This window comes from Streptomyces sp. NPDC006283 (assembly GCF_040613325.1).
Taxonomy (GTDB): domain Bacteria; phylum Actinomycetota; class Actinomycetes; order Streptomycetales; family Streptomycetaceae; genus Streptomyces.
Genome location: NZ_JBEXRZ010000008.1, coordinates 36,233 through 52,804, shown reverse-complemented (window position 1 = coordinate 52,804; position 16,572 = coordinate 36,233). Strand labels below are relative to the sequence as shown.

Sequence of the window (16,572 nt, the reverse complement as noted above, 5' to 3'; positions counted from 1 at the left end):
GATCAAGCGGCTCATCGACGCGGCCTTACGATGGGGGGCATGACTGCTACGCCTCCTGCCCGACGCGTCCTCCTCGCCGCCCCCCGCGGTTACTGCGCAGGTGTGGACCGTGCCGTGATCGCCGTGGAGAAGGCCCTGGAGCAGTACGGGTCGCCCATCTACGTCCGCCACGAGATCGTCCACAACAAATATGTCGTGCAGACCCTCGAGCGGAAGGGCGCGATCTTCGTCGACGAGACCGCGGAGGTCCCCGAGGGATCGATCGTCATGTTCTCCGCGCACGGCGTGGCGCCGACCGTGCACCAGGAGGCCGCCGAGCGGAAGCTCGCGACGATCGACGCGACCTGCCCGCTGGTCACCAAGGTCCACAAGGAAGCCGTGCGGTTCGCGAACGAGGACTACGACATCCTCCTGATCGGACACGAGGGCCACGAGGAGGTCATCGGCACGTCGGGGGAGGCCCCCGACCACATCACGCTGGTCGACGGCCCGGACGACGTGGCGAACGTCGAGGTCCGCAATCCCGACAAGGTCGTCTGGCTCTCCCAGACCACCCTCTCCGTCGACGAGACGATGGAGACCGTCGACGCCCTCAAGACCAAGTTCCCCGGCCTTGTCTCGCCCCCGAGCGACGACATCTGCTACGCCACGCAGAACCGCCAGATCGCCGTCAAGCAGATGGGCGCGGAGGCGGACCTGGTCATCGTCGTCGGCTCCAAGAACTCCTCGAACTCGGTCCGTCTCGTCGAGGTCGCTCTCGGCGCCGGCGCCCGCGACGCGCACCTCGTCGACTTCGCCGAGGAGATCGACGAGGCCTGGCTCGACGGCGTCTCCACGGTCGGCGTCACGTCGGGCGCGTCCGTGCCGGAGGTCCTGGTCGAGGGCGTGCTGGAATGGCTGTCGCAGCGCGGCTTCGAGGACGTCGAGATCGTGAAGGCGGCCGAGGAGTCGATCACCTTCTCTCTGCCGAAGGAGCTCCGCAGGGACCTGCGCGCGGAGGCCGCCGCGCTGTCCGCGAAGCCGTCCGAGCAGTAGCCGCCGCGCTGTCCGGCAAGCCGTCCGGGCAGTAACGGTCAGTTCCTCCCTTTCACGCCGGGCACCTCTAACGTGGTGTCCATGAACGTCTTCGGAGTGGACATCGGCGGATCCGGGATCAAGGGCGCTCCCGTGGATCTGGAGCGCGGCGATCTCGCACAGGAGCGCCACAAGGTCCTGACACCGCACCCCTCGACGCCGGACGCCGTGGCCGACGGCGTCGCGGAAGTGATCGCTCACTTCGGCTGGACCGGTCCGGTCGGCATCACGTTCCCCGGAGTGGTCACCAGCGGCATCACCCGCACCGCGGCCAACGTCGACAAGGGATGGATCGACAAGGACGCCGCCTCGCTGCTCGGCGACCGCCTCGGCGGCCTGCCCGTCACGATCCTGAACGACGCCGACGCGGCGGGTGTGGCGGAGATGACGTTCGGGGCGGGGCGCGGCCGCAAGGGCACCGTCATCCTCCTGACGTTCGGGACGGGCATCGGCAGCGCCGTCTTCATCGACGGCCGCCTGGTCCCCAACACCGAGCTCGGCCACCTCGAGCTGAACGGCCACGACGCGGAGACGCGCGCGTCGACGAAGGCCAAGGAGGACGAGGACCTCAGCTGGACGCACTGGGCACGGCGGGTGCAGAAGTACCTGGCGCACGTGGAGATGCTGTTCTCGCCCGAGCTGTTCATCGTCGGCGGCGGCGTGAGCCGCAAGGCGGAGAAGTTCCTGCCGCTGATCGAGGACGTGCGCGCGGAGATCGTCCCGGCGGAGCTGCAGAACAACGCGGGCATCGTGGGCGCGGCGATGGCGGCGGCGAGCCGCTAGACCAAGGCCCGGGGCGACCCGCTCGACCTGCGGACCCGGCCGGGCCCCTTCGGCCCGAGGTGCTCAGTCGCGACGGGTGGTCCCGGCGGGGCCCTGCGGTCCTCGCCTCCGGCGATGCCGCCGGGCCATCGTCCGCACCTTCCGTACGCAGGTGATGAGCCCGGCCACCAGCGTCCCGCCGTACAGCCAGCCCGCGTGCACGGCCAGCGACGTCACCACGGCCATCGTCTGGCCTCCGACGCCGCCGGTGCCGCCGGAGATCGGCACGATCCCGATGGCGAAGGCGATCGGCACGATGATCGGTGCGATGACCACGTCGGCCTCGCGCACCCAGAGCGCCGTCAGCGCGCTGACCGGCAGGAACAGCAGCCCGTAGACGATCGCGGACCCGTCGAGCAGCAGCTGGTCCAGACTGCCCAGCCCCAGCATCGTCGCCGCCCCGAACAGCCCGGCGCCGAGCCCCGTCAGCCGTGGGTTCGGCAGCCGGCGCAGGGCGAGGACCAGCGGCGGAACGGGCCGAGGCGGGCGGGCCGGCACCGGATAGACGGTGGCGTCGGCAAGCGTGCTCGGCGCGGTTACGGGGGTCTGCGGCCGCTGCCGCGGTTCGGGCGGGCCTGTCCTGTGCTGCTCCACCCGCACAACGTAGGTCGCGGGGAGGGAGGAAACCGGCACTAGACACGCCCTTTGGACGACCTTGGGGCTGCGTTCGACCCCGGGCGGCCGTAGCGGGGCTTCGTGGGCCGTCGCAGGTCCGCTCGGCCCGCCCGTAAACTGGTGGATCGGCCCCCACCCTCACCGGGCTGTACGGCCCGCCAGTCCTTCACTCTCTCCACTCTCCACGTCAGGAAGTCGCCAACGTGTCGCTCACGATCGGAATCGTCGGTCTGCCGAATGTCGGCAAGTCGACCCTGTTCAACGCCCTGACCAAGAACGACGTGCTGGCGGCCAACTACCCGTTCGCCACCATCGAGCCGAACGTGGGCGTCGTCGGGGTGCCCGACTCCCGCCTCGCCGTCCTCGCGGACATCTTCGGCTCCCAGCGGGTCCTCCCGGCCACGGTCGACTTCGTCGACATCGCCGGCATCGTGCGCGGCGCGAGCGAGGGCGAGGGCCTCGGGAACAAGTTCCTGGCGAACATCCGCGAGTCGGACGCGATCTGCCAGGTCATCCGCGCCTTCAAGGACGAGAACGTCGTGCACGTCGACGGCAAGGTCTCGCCGAAGGACGACATCGAGACGATCAACACGGAGCTGATCCTCGCGGACCTGCAGTCGGTGGAGAAGGCCGTCCCGCGCCTGACCAAGGAGTCCCGCCTCCAGAAGGACAAGGTCGCCGTCCTCGCGGCGGTCGAGTCGGCCCAGAAGATCCTCGAGTCCGGCCAGACCCTGTTCTCGGCGGGCATTACCAAGGGAACCGAGCAGGGCGACCTGCTCCACGAGCTCCACCTGCTGACCACCAAGCCCTTCCTCTACGTCTTCAACGTCGACGAGGACGAGCTGGTCGACGAGGACTTCAAGAACGAGCAGCGCGCCCTGGTCGCCCCGGCGGAGGCGATCTTCCTCAACGCGAAGATCGAGTCCGAGCTGATCGAGCTGGACGACGACGAGGCTCTGGAACTCCTCCAGTCGATGGGCCAGGAAGAGCCCGGCCTCGCCACCCTGGGCCGCGTCGGCTTCGACACCCTGGGCCTCCAGACCTACCTCACGGCAGGCCCGAAGGAGACCCGCGCCTGGACCATCAAGAAGGGCGCGACGGCTCCCGAGGCGGCCGGTGTGATCCACACCGACTTCCAGAAGGGCTTCATCAAGGCCGAGGTCATCTCCTTCGCCGAGCTGGTCGAGACCGGCTCGGTGGCGGAGGCCCGCGCGAAGGGCAAGGCGCGCATGGAGGGCAAGGACTACGTCATGCAGGACGGGGACGTGGTGGAGTTCCGCTTCAACGTCTAATCCGTCCGGCCAAAGGCCGTCTGACCTGCGGCGGAGCGGGTCGGGCGGCCTTTGCGGTCCGCGCGGAGTCCGCAGCGTGCTGACTTCGGTCAGCGCGCGGGGGAGCGGTTATGCCGCTTCGTCGACCTGTGGCCGGGCATCGGCGGACTGGTCCGCGTACGCCTTGTCGACCGCGGCCCGGGTCCGCTCCTCGGAGTCGGGCCACAGGAGGGTGTAGATGTTCAGCGTCATGGCCGCGTTGGTGTGGCCGAGGCGCTCGGAGACGGTCTTCACCGACTCGCCGTGCTTGATCAGCAGGCCGGCGTAGTGATGCCGGAGGGCGTGGGGACCGGTGCCCTTCGGTATGCCGGCCTTCGCACAGGCGGGCCGCCAGGATCCGTCCATGAAGTGCGGGTAGACCACGGGCCCGCCTTGGGGCGCCGTGAAGATCCAGCTCCCGGGCCCATCGGCGGGGAAGTGCCACAGGTGGGCCTTCATCGCATCCACCGCCATGCGGGGGAGCGGGACCGTGCGGTGCGAGCGAGCGGTCTTGGGCGGGCAGACGTACACGCCGTGCTTGGCAGTCTGCTGGATCTGCCGCTCGACCGAGACGGTCGCGTGCAGCAGGTCCACGTGCCGGAGCCGGAGGCCGAACAGCTCGACTCTTCTGCTGCTGGTGAGGCGGGCCCGGGCCTGTCCTGCTGTCGTTCCACCGTCACTCAATCCGCCGTGCGTTCGCCGGTGCCAGCAGGCGGCGCAAGGCGGTCGGGGTGTGGCCGAGGTGGCGGCGGAAGGTGCGGGTGAGGTGGGCCTGGTCGGCGTAGCCGAGGTCGGCGGCGAGGGTGCTGAGGCTGGTCTCGCCGCCCTCCAGACGGTCCAGGGCGCGGCCGATGCGGACGCGGTGGCGGTAGTGGGTCAATGAGACACCCAGTTCGCGCGGGAAGGCGCGGCTCAGGCGGTAGGGAGAGCTGCCCAGGAATTCGGCGAGGGAGAAGAGGGTGGCGGAGGCGGGGTGTTCGTCGGTGATCGCTTCGCGGGCCGCCGCGACGAGGGCGCGGTCGCGGGCGGCGGGTCCGCCGCCCGCGGGTGTCGGCCCAGGCATCGTACTGGTGACGGCGGTCGCCAGCAGGGCCAGCAGTTCCTCGGTGGTGGCGTAGTCGACGTCCTGGGAGCGGGCGGCCGCGAGCAGGCGTCGGTGGGCCAGGTCGAGCGCGGGGTCGACGTAGATCGTCCCTGTCGCTGCCGCGGGCCCGTCTCCGGCCAGGGAGCGCCAGAGCGCGGGGGTGACGCTGATCGACGTGCAGTGGTCGCCGCCGCATGGGTGGGCGAAGCTCTCCTCCTCGCCTGGGGTTCCGAGGTAGGCGAGGCTCGTGTCCAGGTCGACGGCCGATCTGGCGGTACGGCGGCGGAAGCAGCCGCGCCGCACCAGCACCACGCGGTAGGAGCCGCAGATCTCGGGAGCCGACCAGAGGGTGTGGTCGCTGCGGCAGGCGACCGCGCTGATGTCGAAGTCCGGTCGGGTGGCGACGGGTTCGGCGGAGAGCATGGTTCGCACCGTACGCGGCGGGTCCGACAGTCCTGTCGCCGCAAGGATGTTCAAGACCGGGGCGGGACGACAAGGGCAGGCTCTTCACCGAAGCCGATGAGGCTTTCGGTCATTCACGAATTTGGGGAGTCCGCTCATGCCCGTTCTCGAACAGCTCACCACCGTGGTCGTCGACTGCGCCGACCCGGTCGCGCTCGCCGCGTTCTACCAGAAGGCCACCGGTTGGGAGCTCACCTACAGCGCCGAGGACTTCGCCTCCCTCAGCGCGGACAGCAGGGGGCCGGGACTGGCCTTCGTTCGCGTCGAGGGCTACCAGGCACCGAAGTGGCCTGAAGGGGACAAGCATCTGCACCTCGACTTCACCGTCCCCGACCTGGACCGCGCGGTCGAGGAACTGCTCGCCCTCGGAGCCTCCAGGCCCGTCTTCCAGCCGGGCGAGGGCCAGTGGGTCGTCCTCACCGATCCCCAGGGCCACCCGTTCTGTCTGATCCCGGCCACGACCGCCACTAACTGACCATCCGAGAGAAACGGAGAGCCGTCCATGGCAACTGTTCATCGAGATGTCCTGATCGATGCCGATCCCGAAGAGGTCTGGGCGGCGATCCACGACTGGGGCCAGGTCCACCGCAGACTCGCCCCGGGCTTCGTCGTCGACACCCGTGTCGAAGGCGACGTCCGGGTGGTCACCTTCGCGGACGGCACGGTGGTGCACGAGCTCATCGTGTCGCTGGACGACGACGCCCGGCGCATCGCCTACTCGGTGGTGGGCGGATCCCTGGACGTCGTCCACCACCACGCCTCCATGCAGGTGTTCGCCGAGGGCAGCGGTCGCAGCCGCTTCGTCTGGATCATCGACGTACAGCCGCACAGCCTGGCGGAGCCCATCGCCGCGATGGTCGACCAGGGGACACAGGTGATCCGGCGGACCCTGAGCACCGCAGCCGCCCCCGCTTCCTGACTCCTTCGAGGGCCTGGAATCACGACTACGGCCGACCCGGGTGACGGAACTCGACCGTCCGCCCTACGAGTTCGACACGCAGCCGGCGACCCGTCCGCGGGCCCGAATCCGGGTCCGCGGCGCGGTGTTCGCGCGAACGGCCTGACAGTCAGTTCCAGCGCAGCAGGTACGTCAGGTGATGAGGAGCGTCGGCGGGCTCCTCCACGTCGGCGATCTTCACCGGCTCGCCGCCGGGGACGAAGTCGGCACGGAACAGTCCCGTCCTGCCGTTCTCTCCCTCGGAGAGGAACGCGAAGCTCTTGCCGTCGGGGGCGAGGACCGGGTCCGAGTTGGAGCGGTCGTTCGCCGGGATCAGCTGCTCGGTCTCCACGACCTTCTTGTAGTCGGCCGAGAAGGTGACCTGCTGGAACTCGTCGCAGACCAGGGTGGTGGCGTCCCGCCAGAAGACCGGCTTGCAGCCGAGCTCCGGGGCGTCGAGGCCCACCGTCTCGATCGGTTCCAGGAAGTCGTTCGCGCCGACGCGGCCCTCGGCCTTGACGCGGGAGAGCCACATGCCGTCCCCCGACCCCGCCGGCCACGATCCCCCGTCCGGGGCGGCCACGTAGTCGCCGTCATCGGTGGCCAGCACGGTCGTCGCGGTGGGCCCGTCCTGCTTCATCAGATCGCCGAGCTTCTCATAGGCGACCCTCTCCTCGGACGTCAGGCCCGCCTTCGGGTCGTGGGAGGCGACGTCGTCGCTGGACTGGTAGTCATGCTCCCCCATGTCGTACCAGAGCCGGCCGGTGACCGGGTGGAAGGCCACCCCCCGGTTCTCCGGGCGCTTGCTGAAGGCGTCCGGGTCGGGCGCGCCGACCTCCTTGCCGGTCTCGATGTCCCAGGCGCCGGCCCGCGACATGCCCTTCATCCCGGCGACGAGCGTGTAGTCCTTGTTGAAGGCGAGGGTGACCTGGTGCTGCGGACCCCCGCTCTCGCTGGTGGGGCAGCCACGCGCCGGCTCCACGCCGTTCGGCAGGACGGTGCTGCGCGTGGCCACGATCGAGCCGTCCTTGAGGGAGAGCGACTCCACGGTCAGCGCGTAGTCCCACCCGCCGCCGCCGTACTCGATCTTGTGGCAGAAGGAGAGGGTGACGGTGTTCGGCTGCGCCAGCGACGCCGTCTTGACGTCGCCGCCCCCGGCCTCGCCCTTCCCACCCCCGGCGCCGCCGGAACCGGAACTTCCGGCCGTGGTCGGGTCCGTGCCTCCGCCGCAGGCGGCGAGCAGCAGCGCGGCACTCGCCGCGAGTCCGGCCTTGGCTATACGTCGTCCCATGTCAGGAACCCCCGTGCAGGTCGCAGCGCCGGGTCGAACCCGGCCTCGCAGTCGAACTCGGGGAACGCCCGCCGCCGTTGACAGTGTCTTATCAACAAGCTGAAGCAGACGATCAGCAAACAGGATGGGTCGGCGCTACCGAATCCGGTGTCCGGGGCCCCCTCCGGTGAACAGCTCGGCACGGGCCAGGAGATCACGCCGCCCGACCCGGACGCCTTCACCGAGCGCGTGAAGAAGACGGGTGCCGCCATCGACCCGGTCAAGGGTCGGCTCTGGTATGCGGAGCAGCCCCATGGCTTCGAGTCGAACGACCCCGTCGTCTCGCGTGACCCGAAGGCCGGCTACGCGACCGCTCACCAACATCGCCCGCGCGGCCGGCGGCATCGGGGCGACCCCGCTGCAGCGAGCGCTGGAGCTGCTGGCGGACAAGCGGATCGTCGCCGGGGAGCTACCCGTGTCGCTGCGCCCGTCGAAGGACCGCCGCTACCGGGTGACAGATCCCTACCTGCGCTTTTGGCTGCACCTGCTCGGTCCGTCCATGGAGGAGATCGAGCGGGGGCGGGGTGATCTGACCTTGGCGCGCATCCGGGAGAACTGGACCAGCTGGCGCGGCCGAGCCGTCGAGCCCCTTGTCCGCGAGGCCTTGGGGCGGCTACTGCCTGACGACCGGCTCCCCGCGGCGCCCGCGATGGGCGGCTACTGGACCCGCACCAACGACGTCGAAATCGACATCGTCGGGGCCGAGCGCGCCCCCATTGCCAAGGAGCTGCTCTTCGTCGGCTCCATCAAGTGGCTGGAGCAGTCGCCCTTCGACCGGCACGACCTGGCGGCCCTCCATCGCCACCGGGCTGCGCTCACCACCGAACCCGTCCCCGTGGTGGCGGTCTCGCGCAGTGGAGTCGACTGTCCGGGCCTCGACACCGCCTACGGCCCAGACGATCTGCTGGCCGCATGGTCGCTGTGAACAGCGTTTGGGAGTGGCACCACGGTTGACGCTGGGACGAGCGACTCGGCGACCGGGGCAGTCGCATGAGGACCTGCGCCGAGGTTTCCCCGGGGTGCTGGGACGGAACACCCGTGCTGGGATGCCGGGCGGTGCCCCGTGCCGCGCCGTGCACCGTGCGGTGCTTGGGGAGGGGCGGGGCGTCGACGACGTTTGCGGCGATACCCCTACCCGCCGCGGACTGCACGGCGGAGCTTCGTGAGGCGCTCGTGCAGGGTGCGTTCCCCGCCGTGCTGCGTGGGACGGTAGTAGTCCTTCCCCACCAGTGCGTCCGGCGGGTACTGCTGCTCCAGGACTCCGTCGGACACGGCGTGCGGGTAGCGGTAACCGACCCCGTTGCCCAGCTCCGCGGCGCCTGCGTAGCGGCTGTGTCGCAGGTGAGCGGGCACCTCGCCGACGGCGCCCGCTCGGACGTCGGCCATGGCCGCGTCGATACCGGCGATCACCGCGTTCGACTTCGGCGCCAGGGCCAGATGCACGGTGGCCTGCGCCAGGGCGAGGCGGGCCTCGGGCATCCCGATCAGCTGGACCGTCTGCGCCGCGGCGACGGCGGCCTGCAGCGCTGTCGGGTCGGCCAGCCCGACGTCCTCACTGGCGTGCACCAGAAGCCGCCGCGCGACGAACCGCGGGTCCTCCCCGGCCACGAGCATGCGGGCCAGGTAATGCAGCGCGGCGTCGGGATCCGAGCCGCGGATGGACTTGATGAACGCGCTGATGACGTCGTAGTGCTGGTCGCCCTGCCGGTCGTAGCGCACAGTGGCCTCGGCGACGGCCCGCTCCACGGCCGGCACGTCAATCACCGTGCCGCCCGTGTCGGCCACCCCGTCGGCACTCGCCTCCAGCGCGGTCAGCGCGCTACGGGCATCGCCGGCGGAAAGACGCGCCAGGGCGTCCTCGGCCTCGGCCGACAGCGAGACCGAACCGTCGAGGCCGCGCTGATCCGTCACCGCCCGCCGCAGCAGCTCGCGGACCTCGTCCTCGCTCAGGCACTGGAGCTGCAACACCAGCAACCGCGAGAGCAGCGGCGAGACCACCGAGAACGACGGGTTCTCCGTGGTGGCGGCAACGAGCAGCACAAGCCTGTCCTCGACAGCCCCGAGCAACGCATCCTGCTGGGTCTTGGAGAAGCGGTGCACCTCGTCGATGAACAGCACGGTTTGCCGGTTCTGGCGGTCGTGGCGACGGCGCGCGTCGCTGATCACCTCGCGCAGTTCCTTGACTCCGCTGGACAGCGCCGAGAGGGCGACGAAGTACCGGGTGTCGGCGGTGGCCAGCAGGCGCGCAATCGTGGTCTTCCCGGTGCCGGGCGGGCCGTAGAGCAACACCGACGCCGCCTCGCCGCCCTCCACCAGCCGTCGCAGCGGCGCGCCGGGACGCAGCAAGTGCGCCTGGCCGACGACCTCGTCGAGCGTGCGCGGCCGCATCCGCACCGCCAGCGGCGCGGTGGCCCGCACGGGCTCAGCGGGCGGGGTGTCGGACAGAGTGCCGGACGTCGGTAACTCGAACAGTCCCTCCTCCGCGGCAGTCATGCCTCCACCCCGCCATCGACACGGAACACACCGTGGTGTCGGAGTGGGCCGCGAGTCCGAGGACCTCGGTCGCCTCGGCCCACCGCGGTATGAACGATCAGTCGTGCCCCGAGACGATCGGCGGCAGATGCTCCGCTTGACACGCGCGGTGGCCCTTCCTCTGTGGGTCGGCAACTCATGAACGGGACCCTATGTCTGCCGCTACGACTACGCGTACAGCGTTCCCCGGGCGACGACGACGGCGGACCCCGCCACCTGGACCGACTCGATCCGTTCCGACGTACCCATGACCCGGGCGCGCATCGTCGAAGGACGGCCGATCTCGACACCCTGGCGGATCTCGATCCATTTGCCGAAAGGGATCAGACCGTGCCGGGCCAGGTGCACCGCGAGCGAACCGGCGGCCGAGCCGGTGGCCGCGTCCTCCACTACGCCATAGGCGGGCGAGAACATGCGCAGCCTCCATCGCGAGCCCGATCCCGCGAAGCAGTTGGCGGCCATGTCGGGCAGCCTGGCGAGAATCCTCTGGTCCGGCTCCACACCGGAGAGCGCAGCCACGCTGTCCAGGCCGACGAACACGTGCCGCGGTCCGTTGCAGTAGACCTCGACCGGCAGGGTGCAGTCGGACGCCGCCAGATCGAGACCGGCGAGCAACTCGTCCGCGTGGTCGTAGAGCTCCCAGGTCGGGACGGGTTGCCACATGCGAGCCGCGCCGGCCCGGCCGTCGCCGGCACGCTCGAGATCGAACGGGACGGTGCCCATCGCGGTCTCCATCCGGATCGTCTCCGCCGCGTTCGACTCGCCGAGCACAATGGCGGTACCCAGGGTGGGATGCCCGGCGAACGGCAACTCGTTCACCGGGGTGAAGATGCGGACCCGCACATCACCGTCGTCTTCCGCGGGGAGGACAAAAACGGTCTCCGAAAGGTGCATCTCCTGCGCGATCTGCTGCATGCGCGCGGGGGAGATACCGGCGGAATCCACGAAGACCGCGGTCGGGTTGCCTTCCAGCGGGACGTCGGTGAAGACGTCGGCCACCACGTAGTCATAAGTACCCATGGGTATCCGTTCTCGACGTTGGGCAATCGCGGCTCATGCGTTGAATTTCGGACGGGGATCGCGCCGGTCACGCCGCCGACTCGGCGGACCGGTATCGGGTCAGTGGGTGTCGAACAGGGTCTGGTACCGAGCGACTGCTTGTTCTGTGGCCGCACGCTCGTCGGAGGTGGGGGCGAACGGATCGGCGGCAGGGGGCAGTGCGCCGAGTTTGAGCAGCGCGGCCATGAGAAGCATGCGCGCTTTCGTCGCTGTGAGGTTGTTGCCCGAGATGAACGTCGGGTCGGTCCGGTATGCCATGCCTCCGGTGTTGCCGCGGCCGGTGCGGACCACCGGCATGCCGGCGAAGACGGCGACGCTCAATGCCGCGTTCCTCGTCGGGTCGGCCATCCCGAACGGCGACATGCCTTCACATACGAAACCGGCCAGTGGGGCCCCGGCAAGGTTGGCTGTGATCCGTGCAAGGATCTCGACTTCGTCGTCAGGGACGGGCGGACTGTCGGTGCGGGTCCCCGTTGCTGCGTACCGGCTGTACTTGGTGATCGTGACGTGCGGCATGGCGGCGGGTACGAGTCCGTCGGTGTCCCTGGTCGAAACGTCGACCAGGGACACGCCCGTGTCCAAGGTCCCAGCGACGCCGCTCACCTGCTCGGGAAGAACGGTGAGGCGCAGATCCGAGCAATGAGTGTGTTTACGGGCGGGGAGGTACGTGAGTTGAGGGGGACCGTAGCCACCCAGGTCGGCAACAACGCCCCCATGGCCGCCGGTGACTTCGTAACCCCCGGGTCGGGCGTCGACCTTGGTCACGTCCCGGGCTGCGTAGACGAGTTCGTCGACGATCACGCAGGCACCGACGCGGTCTTCGCCCCTTTCGTTCAGGGCGACGCCCGACGCGATGTACTTGACGCCGTCCAGCACGTTGCGGTCGCCGTCGGCGCTCGACGACTGGTGACGGCGTTGGGCCGCGTGTCCGACGAGTGGCACTGTCGTATCGACAACCAGTCCGAGCCAGTACAACGTCTCGTCGACGGTCGGACTCCCCTCCAGCCATTGGACGCCGGCGTGTTCTCCCGTGGCCAGGACGGCCTGGACCTGGTTGGTCGCCTGGGCGAGGTTCGTCAGGCCGGGTTCGCTCTGCAGGTGGTACGGGTAGTAGACGAAGAAGTCCTGCCCATGGCGCTCGGAATCGGGGTCCGCGGTGTATCCGCCCGACGGAGCAGCGCGGAAGAAGTCGAAGTCGGCGATCGACCCCAGCTCAACGGGAGTGCCGTGGTCGGCAAGGCCGAACCGCTCGATCTCCTCGTAGAGGCGGCGAGCATCGGGGTAGAACGTCTGTCGAGCGGCTCCCGGTGGTGCGAACGGTGCGCTCGCGGTTTCCTCCCAAGCGGACCCATCAGCCTGTCTGGCCATGTAGGGGAGGGGATAGAGACCGTCGTCGGGATGCAGTTCGACGACATGCACCGGTGTGGCGTCGTCGCACGGCTGCTCATCGTGGAATGTGCCGTCTTTGTCGATCCAGCCGTCCGCGGGGGCGTACAAGCGGGCTGCGTCTCGTTCGAGCGGGTGCGCGCTGAACGCTTCGATGTATACCGTCACAGGTGCCGCGAGCCGCTGAGGGCGTAGGACGTCGAAGTGAGAGGGCCGGAGTGGGAGTCCGTGACGTGTGCGTGCCTTGTTCGATGTAATCAGGTCCGGTGAGTTCAGAATCGTCGCCGTCGGCCCGGCGAACACAGCTATCCGCGGTCGCGGCGCGCCGCCCGGATGAATTTCACGCATCACAGCGGGCGAAGGTGCTCGACGGTGACGTGGTACCGCTCGGCCAGCCGCTGTGCGACCAACGACCGGTGGCAGGCCTCAGGGTCGCGCTCGACACAGAACAGCGCTGCGATCCCGCTGGTCGGCAGCGCCGACACGATCGGCGCGAGGTCGGCGCGGTCGAGGATCTCGTTCGTGTAGCGGCGGGTGTACTCGGCAGCGAGCTCGCGGCGCGAGCGCTTACCGACCCCGCGGCGGTCGTCCTCGGCGTACTGGAGCTGACGCAACTCGGTTGTCGGGGCGAGTTCGGGGTGGTGCTCGTAGGCGATTCCGGCATCGGCGAGGGCCGCCTGCAGCCGGCGTGAGTTCGCCCAGGCGTACTCCGGTCCGCGGACGCCGCGGCGCTGGCGTACATCGAGCAGCAGGCGAACGTTCGCCTGCCGCAGTCGTTGCAGGTAGGAATCGCCGTCGAAGCCGTAGACGCCGATTGTTGCCATCTTGAGCACCGGAGATCTCCCGTCCGCCTCATACTCGTGCCCCATCCGACGGTTGTGCATCGCCAGGTGATTACGGATGTTTCTGATGTTGCGACGGGGTGCGTGGCGCAGCGATCAGGGCGGTTGTCTCCATGGGCAACTCGCCGATCCGCTTGATGTCCAGGCCCGCCCGGTCCAGCAGCGCTGTGATGCGGTCAAGGGTGCGGTGCTCGCCGCCGGTTGTCATCAGCAGGTGCAGATCCCACAGTGCGGGCAGCACGGTGGAGTTCTCGTCCTCGACAAAACGATCGAGGACGAGCAGTCGCGACGAGGCCGCCATGGCGCGGCGGCAGTTCTCGAAGACGTTGACGACCGCGTCGTCGTCCCAGCCGGCCAGGACTCGGCAGAGGATGTAGACGTCCCCGCCCGCCGGGACGTCTTTGAACATGTCGCCCCCGACGAGTTGGACGCGGTCCGGTCCGACTGCGGCGGTCAGGTGCTCACGCGCTTTGGGCATCATGTGTTCGCGGTCGAAGAGCGTGCCTCTGGCATCTGGTGCGGCGCCGAGAATCGTCGCGAGCAGGTGCCCGCCCCCTCCGCCCACGTCCACGACCATCTTGCCGCCGGAGAAGTCGAAGATCTCGGGAACCTGGTGGAAGAACATGCTTCCGGCGTTCATGGTGTGCTGGAACCGCCTGGCGGTGGCCGCGTCCTGACTGAGATAGTCGTAGAACGACTGACCGTAGGCGACTTCGAAACCCGAGCTTGCCGTGGTGATGGCGTGGTGGGCGTGCCCCCAGGCGGAGTAGAACTCCTCGCCGTACAGCAGGCACATGTCGCGTAGGGACTGGGGGCCGTCGCTGAGTGCTTCGCTCACACGCGTACTTCGGTAACCGGTCGACTCGTTGCCCTTGAATATGCCCATGGCCACCAGAAGGCGCATCAGGCGGTGAATGCCCCTTTCATTCGCCCCGGTCGATGCGGCGAGTTCGGCGCAGGTGGTCCGCCCGGCCTCTATATGGTCCGGCAACCCGAGTTTGACGGCGGTGTAGAGGGCCTGCGCCCTCCATCCACCGGTGATGATGTCGACCACGTCTCGAGTGGCCCGCACGTCGACTGTCATTGAGACCTCCCCATCCCGACCTCGCAACCGCTCGGCCCACTTCGTCGCGGTCTTCCACGGCACGGCACAACGGTCCGCGACACGACTGCCTCCTTGTTCCCTCACGACGAGGCGGCCGGTCACTTCCGCGCGAGGCGTCAGCGCAGCACTCGCACGAGCACCGGGGCCCGAAGGCGCCCCGGTGTGCAGCGGAGCCATCAGACGGGCTCCACCTCACACCGGGAGCCCCTCACCTTTCACCCGCCGGCCCGCCGGCCCGCCGCGACGCCTCGGCCTGGTCGGCGCCGTCCCTTCCGCGCAGCCGGAACCTTGCGCGGAAGGGGTGTCGCCCGATCCGGTCCAACCTGTCGTCCAACTCGTCCGTCATCGGTTCGGGGCTCCTTCGTACACAGTGGCCTCGTGGCCCATCAGGACTGCTGCTGGGTGATGTTGACCATCCAGGTGATCCCGAACCTGTCCACGAGCGAGCCGGCGTCGTCACCCCACGCCTGCTTCTCCAGGGGCATCGTCACGGTGCCGCCGACGGACAGCTTCTCGAAGTGGTCGCGGAGTAAGGCGTCGTCGCCGCCGAGGTACAGCGCAACGTTGTTGCCCGGATTGAAGGGAACCCGCTCCGGGACGTCCCACGCCATCACGGTGTAGCCGTCCGAGGTGACGAGCGCGGCGTGCATGATCTTGTCGGCGTTGGCCGTGTCCGGCGAGCCGAACTCGCCGAACGTGCCCATCTCCAGCTTGCCCCCGAGAACTTCCTGGTAGAACTCCATCGCCTGCCGTGCGTTCCCGTTGAAGGCGATGTACGGGTTGAGTTGAGATCCCATCTGATACTCCTTGATGTGAGTGCGGACAACGTGAACGTAGCAACGGGCACCGACAATCGTCCGAGCCCGTTCGTTGAAAGCGGAAGGAAATCTCTACGTGGGGATGCCGCCGCGCTTGATCGTCGGTACTTCGATCCCCAACGCACGCAACTGCTGGAACGGGTTCATGAACTCGCGGTTCCGCTTGATTTTTCCGTTCTCGAGCAGGAACGAGTGTATGAAGTGGTTCCTGTAGTAGCCGGGCGGGTAGTCCGGATAGCCGATCTGTCCCTCTCCGTCACACTCGACCCAGAACCTGTTCGGGTCTTGTGTGTCGAAGATCTCCACGTTCTTCCATTCCCAGTCGGGGAACATGCGCAACGACCACTCGCCGTGTGCCTTGAGTTTTTCGTGACCCTGCGAGACGACCGGTTCGCCGGTATCAGTGGTGTACAGGCCGGCGCTACCGTCTTCGGTGAACAGCAAATACCGCGTCAAGCGGTTCTCGCCCTTTCGGCTCATGTAATCCGCGACGACCTCACGGTGCCGGCGGCGGAGTTCGACGTCGGTGCCGAATCCCTCATGCTGCGTACTGGTGTCTGCCATCTCGAATCCCCGTACTCCATGATGTGACTGCCCAGTTGACCTGTTCTCGCTGCTTGGCGCACGGCCCTGCGCCGCCGCCCGCGTTCGAGTGAAGCGAGCCGAACGCGGGCGGCGGCAGGGCTTCAGGACCGCGTGGCGACCGCTTCGACCTCGAACAGGATCTCGGGCATGGCCAGGCCGGCGACCCCGATGACGGTTTGCGTGGGCGGCTTCCCCGCGCCCCCGCTTGCCACGGCTTGGCCGATTGCCCCGAGCTTGTCGAAGTCGGGGTTCACCACGTACGTCCTGAGCTGGACGACGTCGGTGAGGTCGAGCCCGTGGGCGGCAAGGGCCGTGGCGAGGTTGCTGAACGCTTGCTTGACCTGCTCGTTGAAGTCCTTCGAGACGACCATGCCGTCCGGGCCCGATCCGTACTGACCCGAGACGAAGACCAGCTCCGTGCCGGCCGGGACGGCGGCGGTGTGGCTGTAGCCGAACGGGCCCGGGTCGTGCAAACCGTCTGGATTGACGATCGTGTGTGGCACTTGAATTACCTCTCTTGTGGGACGGGTGTTTCCTGTTCCGGCAATCAGCCGGGCGCGGCCGGAGTGGTTCGTAACGATCCACGCGTTCGCTCCCGGGTTTCGCCGCGG

At 68.7% G+C, this 16,572-nt stretch carries 17 protein-coding genes and 1 pseudogene; 6 read left to right on the top strand and 12 right to left on the bottom strand.

Annotation, left to right across the window (positions count from 1 at the left end; genetic code table 11):
* Positions 1 to 39: 39 nt before the first annotated feature.
* Together ABZ070_RS03535 and ppgK are read left to right on the top strand one after the other, a co-directional pair.
* Positions 40 to 1,035 (top strand): 4-hydroxy-3-methylbut-2-enyl diphosphate reductase, encoded by a 996-nt coding sequence (locus tag ABZ070_RS03535; RefSeq protein ID WP_356629466.1) that lies wholly within the window; start codon positions 40 to 42, stop codon positions 1,033 to 1,035.
* Between the two features lie 81 nt (positions 1,036 to 1,116).
* Positions 1,117 to 1,857 (top strand): polyphosphate--glucose phosphotransferase, encoded by a 741-nt coding sequence (gene ppgK, locus ABZ070_RS03530; protein ID WP_356629464.1) that lies wholly within the window; start codon positions 1,117 to 1,119, stop codon positions 1,855 to 1,857.
* Between the two features lie 63 nt (positions 1,858 to 1,920).
* Here the strand turns inward: ppgK and ABZ070_RS03525 are convergent, their stop codons facing one another.
* Positions 1,921 to 2,490 (bottom strand): DUF6542 domain-containing protein, encoded by a 570-nt coding sequence (locus tag ABZ070_RS03525; RefSeq protein ID WP_356629462.1) that lies wholly within the window; start codon positions 2,488 to 2,490, stop codon positions 1,921 to 1,923.
* A gap of 224 nt (positions 2,491 to 2,714) precedes the next feature.
* On the opposite strand from ABZ070_RS03525, the gene ychF reads away from it, so the two are divergent.
* Positions 2,715 to 3,803, top strand: a complete 1,089-nt coding sequence (gene ychF / locus ABZ070_RS03520) for a redox-regulated ATPase YchF (RefSeq protein WP_356629460.1) — start codon at positions 2,715 to 2,717, stop codon at positions 3,801 to 3,803.
* 108 nt (positions 3,804 to 3,911) lie between these two features.
* Here ychF and ABZ070_RS03515 read toward each other — a convergent pair whose 3' ends face one another.
* Both ABZ070_RS03515 and ABZ070_RS03510 read right to left on the bottom strand, forming a co-directional pair.
* The gene (locus tag ABZ070_RS03515; protein WP_356629458.1) at positions 3,912 to 4,505 is read right to left on the bottom strand and encodes a site-specific integrase; all 594 of its coding nucleotides are present in this window, start codon (positions 4,503 to 4,505) and stop codon (positions 3,912 to 3,914) included.
* Positions 4,498 to 5,328 carry an AraC family transcriptional regulator gene (locus ABZ070_RS03510; protein ID WP_356629456.1) on the bottom strand — a complete coding sequence of 277 codons (831 nt, stop codon included), beginning with the start codon at positions 5,326 to 5,328 and terminating at the stop codon, positions 4,498 to 4,500. Before ABZ070_RS03510 ends, ABZ070_RS03515 begins: the two co-directional genes overlap by 8 nt.
* Positions 5,329 to 5,464: 136 nt before the next feature.
* On the opposite strand from ABZ070_RS03510, the gene ABZ070_RS03505 reads away from it, so the two are divergent.
* Both ABZ070_RS03505 and ABZ070_RS03500 read left to right on the top strand, forming a co-directional pair.
* Complete coding sequence (locus ABZ070_RS03505; RefSeq protein WP_356629454.1) at positions 5,465 to 5,842, top strand: VOC family protein; 378 nt, start codon at positions 5,465 to 5,467, stop codon at positions 5,840 to 5,842.
* 27 nt (positions 5,843 to 5,869) lie between these two features.
* On the top strand, positions 5,870 to 6,286 hold the full coding sequence (locus tag ABZ070_RS03500) for an SRPBCC family protein (protein ID WP_356629452.1): 417 nt from the start codon (positions 5,870 to 5,872) through the stop codon (positions 6,284 to 6,286).
* Between the two features lie 148 nt (positions 6,287 to 6,434).
* Here the strand turns inward: ABZ070_RS03500 and ABZ070_RS03495 are convergent, their stop codons facing one another.
* Positions 6,435 to 7,595, bottom strand: coding sequence for a hypothetical protein (locus ABZ070_RS03495; protein WP_356629450.1), 1,161 nt, complete (start codon positions 7,593 to 7,595; stop codon positions 6,435 to 6,437).
* A gap of 355 nt (positions 7,596 to 7,950) precedes the next feature.
* Here ABZ070_RS03495 and ABZ070_RS03490 point away from each other — a divergent pair.
* Positions 7,951 to 8,559, top strand: a pseudogene (locus tag ABZ070_RS03490) (DUF234 domain-containing protein); the annotation flags it as partial.
* A gap of 206 nt (positions 8,560 to 8,765) precedes the next feature.
* On the opposite strand, the gene ABZ070_RS03485 reads toward ABZ070_RS03490, so the two are convergent.
* From ABZ070_RS03485 to ABZ070_RS03450, 8 genes are all read right to left on the bottom strand, one after another.
* Positions 8,766 to 10,127, bottom strand: coding sequence for a replication-associated recombination protein A (locus ABZ070_RS03485; protein ID WP_356629448.1), 1,362 nt, complete (start codon positions 10,125 to 10,127; stop codon positions 8,766 to 8,768).
* A gap of 207 nt (positions 10,128 to 10,334) precedes the next feature.
* Positions 10,335 to 11,186 (bottom strand): PhzF family phenazine biosynthesis isomerase, encoded by an 852-nt coding sequence (locus ABZ070_RS03480; protein WP_356629446.1) that lies wholly within the window; start codon positions 11,184 to 11,186, stop codon positions 10,335 to 10,337.
* Between the two features lie 99 nt (positions 11,187 to 11,285).
* Positions 11,286 to 12,722 carry an asparaginase domain-containing protein gene (locus tag ABZ070_RS03475; RefSeq protein WP_356629444.1) on the bottom strand — a complete coding sequence of 479 codons (1,437 nt, stop codon included), beginning with the start codon at positions 12,720 to 12,722 and terminating at the stop codon, positions 11,286 to 11,288.
* A gap of 236 nt (positions 12,723 to 12,958) precedes the next feature.
* Positions 12,959 to 13,435: a DUF488 domain-containing protein gene (locus ABZ070_RS03470; RefSeq protein ID WP_356629442.1), complete on the bottom strand. Its 477-nt coding sequence runs from the start codon at positions 13,433 to 13,435 to the stop codon at positions 12,959 to 12,961.
* 70 nt (positions 13,436 to 13,505) lie between these two features.
* On the bottom strand, positions 13,506 to 14,537 hold the full coding sequence (locus tag ABZ070_RS03465) for a methyltransferase (RefSeq protein ID WP_356629440.1): 1,032 nt from the start codon (positions 14,535 to 14,537) through the stop codon (positions 13,506 to 13,508).
* 407 nt (positions 14,538 to 14,944) lie between these two features.
* Positions 14,945 to 15,355 (bottom strand): VOC family protein, encoded by a 411-nt coding sequence (locus ABZ070_RS03460; RefSeq protein ID WP_356629438.1) that lies wholly within the window; start codon positions 15,353 to 15,355, stop codon positions 14,945 to 14,947.
* 93 nt (positions 15,356 to 15,448) lie between these two features.
* Positions 15,449 to 15,940: a PhzA/PhzB family protein gene (locus ABZ070_RS03455; RefSeq protein WP_356629436.1), complete on the bottom strand. Its 492-nt coding sequence runs from the start codon at positions 15,938 to 15,940 to the stop codon at positions 15,449 to 15,451.
* A 122-nt stretch (positions 15,941 to 16,062) separates the two neighbouring features.
* A complete protein-coding gene (locus ABZ070_RS03450; RefSeq protein ID WP_356629434.1) occupies positions 16,063 to 16,464 on the bottom strand; it encodes a Rid family hydrolase in 402 nt (133 codons plus the stop codon).
* Positions 16,465 to 16,572 lie beyond the last annotated feature (108 nt).

Coding starts and splice junctions, on each gene's coding strand:
- ABZ070_RS03505 (WP_356629454.1), top strand. CDS start 5,465: ATGCCCGTTCTCGAACAGCTCACCACCGTGGTCGTCGACTGCGCCGAC.
- ABZ070_RS03465 (WP_356629440.1), bottom strand. CDS start 14,537: ATGACAGTCGACGTGCGGGCCACTCGAGACGTGGTCGACATCATCACC.
- ppgK (WP_356629464.1), top strand. CDS start 1,117: ATGAACGTCTTCGGAGTGGACATCGGCGGATCCGGGATCAAGGGCGCT.
- ABZ070_RS03535 (WP_356629466.1), top strand. CDS start 40: ATGACTGCTACGCCTCCTGCCCGACGCGTCCTCCTCGCCGCCCCCCGC.
- ABZ070_RS03480 (WP_356629446.1), bottom strand. CDS start 11,186: ATGGGTACTTATGACTACGTGGTGGCCGACGTCTTCACCGACGTCCCG.
- ABZ070_RS03510 (WP_356629456.1), bottom strand. CDS start 5,328: ATGCTCTCCGCCGAACCCGTCGCCACCCGACCGGACTTCGACATCAGC.
- ABZ070_RS03500 (WP_356629452.1), top strand. CDS start 5,870: ATGGCAACTGTTCATCGAGATGTCCTGATCGATGCCGATCCCGAAGAG.
- ABZ070_RS03485 (WP_356629448.1), bottom strand. CDS start 10,127: ATGACTGCCGCGGAGGAGGGACTGTTCGAGTTACCGACGTCCGGCACT.
- ABZ070_RS03495 (WP_356629450.1), bottom strand. CDS start 7,595: ATGGGACGACGTATAGCCAAGGCCGGACTCGCGGCGAGTGCCGCGCTG.
- ABZ070_RS03470 (WP_356629442.1), bottom strand. CDS start 13,435: ATGGCAACAATCGGCGTCTACGGCTTCGACGGCGATTCCTACCTGCAA.
- ABZ070_RS03460 (WP_356629438.1), bottom strand. CDS start 15,355: ATGGGATCTCAACTCAACCCGTACATCGCCTTCAACGGGAACGCACGG.
- ABZ070_RS03455 (WP_356629436.1), bottom strand. CDS start 15,940: ATGGCAGACACCAGTACGCAGCATGAGGGATTCGGCACCGACGTCGAA.